Genomic DNA, 4,154 nt, shown 5'->3' with positions numbered 1-4,154 from the left:
CCCCCGAGCCCGCCGGCCAGCGCAGCACCGCACCGTCAGCCGGTGAGCCCCGCCACCCGGGGGTGTCCGGTTACGTCGGCGCGGACCTCGAACGGTGGGCGCCGGAGCCGGACAAGCGGCCGGGGCGTACCGCCTTCCAGCGGGACCGGGCCCGGGTGCTGCACTCCTCCGCGCTGCGCCGCCTCGCCGGCAAGACCCAGGTGGTCACCCCCGGCACCACCCACTCCTGGGACGCCTCGCCACGGACCCGGCTCACCCACTCACTGGAGTGCGCCCAGGTGGGCCGGGAGCTGGGCGCGGCGCTCGGCGCCGACCCCGACCTGGTCGAGATGGCCTGCCTCGCCCACGATCTGGGCCATCCGCCGTTCGGGCACAACGGGGAGCGGGCGCTCGACGAGGTGGCGGCCGACTGCGGCGGCTTCGAGGGCAACGCCCAGTCCCTGCGGCTGCTGGCACGACTGGAGCCGAAACGGTTCGTCACCGATCCGGCCACCGACGAGCCGATGAGCGTGGGGGTCAACCTGACCCGCGCCGCGCTGGACGCCGCCACCAAGTACCCCTGGCCGCGCGGCGCCCACCCCACCGACCCCGGATCCCGGAAGTTCGGGGTCTACCAGGACGACCTGCCGGTCTTCGAGTGGTTCCGGGCCGGCGCGCCCGGGAACCGCACCTGCTTCGAGGCCCAGATCATGGACTGGTCCGACGACGTCGCCTACTCGGTGCACGATGTGGAGGACGGCCTGCACGCCGGCCACCTCGACCCGGCCTGCCTGCTCGCCGAGCCGGAGCGACGCGAGGTGTTCGCCGTCGCCGCCGCCCGCTACGCCCCCGGCGCCGACCCGGAGGAACTGGCCGAGGCGCTGGACCGGCTGCTCGACCAGGAGTGGTGGCCGCACGGCTACGACGGCACCGCGGTCGCCCAGGCCCGGCTCAAGGACGCCACCAGCCAGCTGATCGGCCGCTTCTGCCTGGCCGCCGAGGGCGCCACCCGGGCTCGCTGGGGATCCGGCCCGCTCACCCGCTACCGGGCCGATCTGGTGGTGCCCCGCGCGACCCGGCTGGAGTGCGCCGTCCTCAAGGCCGTCGCCGACCGCTATGTGATGCAGCGCCCGGACCAGGAGCTGCTCCGTGCCGAGCAGCGGGTGGTCATCGCCGAACTGGGCGCGGCGCTCGCCGCCCGCGCCCCGGACGGGCTGGACCCCCAGTTCCGCACCCTGTTCGCGCAGGCCGCCGACGACACCGCCCGGCTGCGGGTGATCGTCGACCAGATCGCCGCTCTCACCGACGCCTCCGCCCGCTCCCTGCACGCCCGCCTCACCGCCCCCGGCGCCTGACCAAACGCCGCGGTCCCGGTAGCTCACCCCCAGGGGCGCGAGGAACTGCGCGACCAGCCACCCCCAACCCGCAGACCACACACCGAACCAACCCGCCCCCGAATACCGTGCCGGAGGCTCAGTGGTGCCAGGCCGTGCCACCCGTGTTGCGGATGAAGCGCTGGAGCACCTTGAGCGTGGTCAGGTACTCCTCGTCGGAGATGTCCGCGTGCCGCTCCGCCCACAGCTCGTGCTGGAGCTCCGCCGCCTTGGCGTACAGGGCCGCGCCTTCCGGGGTGCCGTGCAGCCGCTGGGCCGAGTCCTCTTCGACCCAGCCCTGGGCGACGGCCCCGTCGATCTCCGCGCCGAGGCCGTCCCCCACGTCCAGGTATCCGCGCAGCGTCTGGGTCACCTCCGCCCGGGTCCGGCCCTCCTCGTGGGCCGAGTACACCTGGTGCAGCACCCACCACTGGGGCTGGCTCAGCCCCAGCTCGGCGAGGGCGCCCCGGGTGCGGGTGACCACCGCCTTGTAGGCGGCCCAGGTCCAGTAGCCGATGGGCTGCCTGACCAGTTCGGCGTCGCTGTGCGAGTACTCCATCGTCCGCTCCTCATCCATCGGTGTCCGTCGGTATCCATCGGTCCGGACCCCTCGTCTGGGGCCCGCCGTTCCGGCACCGGTCGTCCGGGACCCCTGGTCCAGGGACCAGCGGTACCGGATCCGCGGATCCGGTACCGCTGCCGCGATGAGAAGGACGCTAGAACTTGAACCTTGCTTCAGGTCAATCCCCGGGCTCAGCCGGCCCGATACGCGTCGACCTCCTTCAGGTACGCCGCGCGCACCTCCTCGTCCAGGAAGGAGGCATGGAAGGAGTTGCGGGCCAGGGTGCGCTGGGTCTCCTCGTCCAGGTGCAGGGCGTCCCGCAGCGCGGTGAAGTTGTCCTGCACATAGCCGCCGAAGTAGGCCGGGTCGTCGGAGTTGACGGTCACCAGCAGGCCGGCGTCCAGCATGGCCGGCAGCGGGTGATCGGCCAGCTGGTCCACCACTCGCAGCCGTACGTTGGACAGCGGGCACACCGTCAGCGGCACCTGGTCCGCGACCAGCCGGGCCACCAGCGCCTCGTCCTCCAGGCAGCGCACCCCGTGGTCGATCCGGTCCACGCCGAGGATGTCCAGCGCCTCCCAGACGTAGGCGGGCGGGCCCTCCTCCCCCGCGTGCGCCACGCACTTCAGGCCGGCCTCCCGGGCCAGCCGGTAGACCTCGCGGAACTTCGACGGCGGATGCCCCACCTCCGCCGAGTCCAGGCCGACGGCCGTGATCCGGTCCAGGTGGGGGCGGGCCGCCTCGAAGGTCTCCAGGGCCGACTCGGCGCTCTCGTCCCGCAGGAAGCACATGATCAGGCGGGTGGTGATGCCGTGGCGCTCCGGGGCCGCCTCCAGCGCCCGGCTCAGGCCGCCGATCACGGTGCCGATCGGCACGCCCCGGGCGGTGTGCGCCTGCGGGTCGAAGAAGATCTCGGCGTGCCGGACGCCCTGCTGCCGGGCGCGCGCCAGATAGGCGTCGGCGAGTTCGGCGAAGTCGTCCTCCGTCCGCAGCACCGCCATCAGCGCGTAGTAGAGGTCCAGGAACGACTGGAGGTCGGAGAAGGAGTAGGCGGCGCGCAGCTCGTCCTCGGTGGCGTACGGCAGGGTGACGCCGTTGCGCGCGGCGAGCGCGAAGGCCAGCTCGGGCTCGAGGGTGCCCTCGATATGGAGGTGGAGTTCCGCCTTGGGGATGCCGGCTCCGGGGGGCAGGGGGCTCGAAGCGGCCCCCGGTTCGGGGTTGGTGTCGGAGTTGTCGTCGGGGAACGCGGACACGCCTGACTGCACCTGCTTCGTCTGTGCGGGTTCGATGGGTGCTCCAGGATAGGGACCGCCCGACTCCGCGAGATCGGGCGCGGGCCCCCGCCCGGCAGCCGCCGCGGCCAGAGGTGGGCGGCGCGGTGGGGGCCATGGGCGGCCACCGTGCGCAACCGGACACCTGCCTGGCGGCGTCACCCAGGGCAGAAACGATCATTCCTGGCGGATCGGCCGCGCCTCGGGCGGCCGATCCGGAGAGGCGGCGGCATGCGACCCGTGGAGCTACCACGACGGGTGAGATCCGTGCTCGGGCGGATCCGGCGGCTGCCGCGGCTGCCCCGCACCCGGCGCGGGCGGCGCCGTGCGGTCCAGGTGGTGATGGCGCTGTGCGTGCTCGGGCTGCTGCCGGCCACCTGGGTGCACCTGAGGGCGGACGGGCGGGTGCGCACGGTCGCGGACGTGCCCTCCGCCCCGGTCGCGATGGTCTTCGGCGCCGGTCTGATCCACGGGCACCCGACCCCGTACCTTGCTCACCGGCTGGACACCGCGGTGGAGCTCTACCGGCGGGGCAAGGTCCGCGTGGTCCTGGTCACCGGGGACAACAGCCGCGAGGACTACGACGAGCCGGACGCCATGCGCGCCTATCTGGTCCGCCATGGCGTCCCGGACCGGCGGATCGTCAGCGACTACGCCGGCTTCGACACCTGGGACTCCTGCTCCCGCGCCGAGCGGATCTTCGGCGTGCGCAAGGCGGTGCTGGTCAGCCAGGGTTTCCATATTCGGCGGGCGCTGGCCCTGTGCGAGGCGGCGGGCATCGAGTCCTACGGCGTCGGGGTGTCCGAGCCGCACGACGAGACCTGGATCTACGGCGGGGTGCGCGAGATCCTCGCGGCGGGCAAGGCGGCCGTGGACCTCACCTTCCGGCCGGACCCGCGCTTCCTGGGCCCCCGCGAGAACGGGGTCGCCAAGGCCCTGACCACCCCCTGAGCCGCCCCGCCGTAGATC

Annotated in this window: 4 protein-coding genes; 2 read left to right on the top strand and 2 right to left on the bottom strand. The window is 73.4% G+C overall.

Annotated features, from left to right (window positions below):
- Positions 1-62: 62 nt before the first annotated feature.
- Positions 63-1,334 carry a deoxyguanosinetriphosphate triphosphohydrolase gene (locus E4099_RS29895; protein WP_135342241.1) on the top strand — a complete coding sequence of 424 codons (1,272 nt, stop codon included), beginning with the start codon at positions 63-65 and terminating at the stop codon, positions 1,332-1,334.
- 118 nt (positions 1,335-1,452) lie between these two features.
- Here E4099_RS29895 and E4099_RS29890 read toward each other — a convergent pair whose 3' ends face one another.
- On the bottom strand, positions 1,453-1,911 hold the full coding sequence (locus E4099_RS29890; RefSeq protein WP_135342240.1) for a MarR family winged helix-turn-helix transcriptional regulator: 459 nt from the start codon (positions 1,909-1,911) through the stop codon (positions 1,453-1,455).
- A 194-nt stretch (positions 1,912-2,105) separates the two neighbouring features.
- Positions 2,106-3,104 carry an adenosine deaminase gene (locus E4099_RS29885; RefSeq protein WP_209446799.1) on the bottom strand — a complete coding sequence of 333 codons (999 nt, stop codon included), beginning with the start codon at positions 3,102-3,104 and terminating at the stop codon, positions 2,106-2,108.
- Positions 3,105-3,416: 312 nt separating this feature from the next.
- Between E4099_RS29885 and E4099_RS29880 the strand changes: the two genes are divergently transcribed.
- On the top strand, positions 3,417-4,136 hold the full coding sequence (locus tag E4099_RS29880) for a SanA/YdcF family protein (protein WP_135342239.1): 720 nt from the start codon (positions 3,417-3,419) through the stop codon (positions 4,134-4,136).
- Positions 4,137-4,154 lie beyond the last annotated feature (18 nt).

The sequence above is a fragment of the Streptomyces palmae genome, assembly GCF_004684805.1.
In the GTDB taxonomy this organism is placed as follows: Bacteria; Actinomycetota; Actinomycetes; order Streptomycetales; family Streptomycetaceae; genus Streptomyces; species Streptomyces palmae.
The sequence above is the reverse complement of the archived record's forward strand: the minus strand, read 5'-3'. Positions and strand labels throughout refer to the sequence as shown.

Coding starts and splice junctions, on each gene's coding strand:
- E4099_RS29890 (WP_135342240.1), bottom strand. CDS start 1,911: ATGGAGTACTCGCACAGCGACGCCGAACTGGTCAGGCAGCCCATCGGC.
- E4099_RS29880 (WP_135342239.1), top strand. CDS start 3,417: ATGCGACCCGTGGAGCTACCACGACGGGTGAGATCCGTGCTCGGGCGG.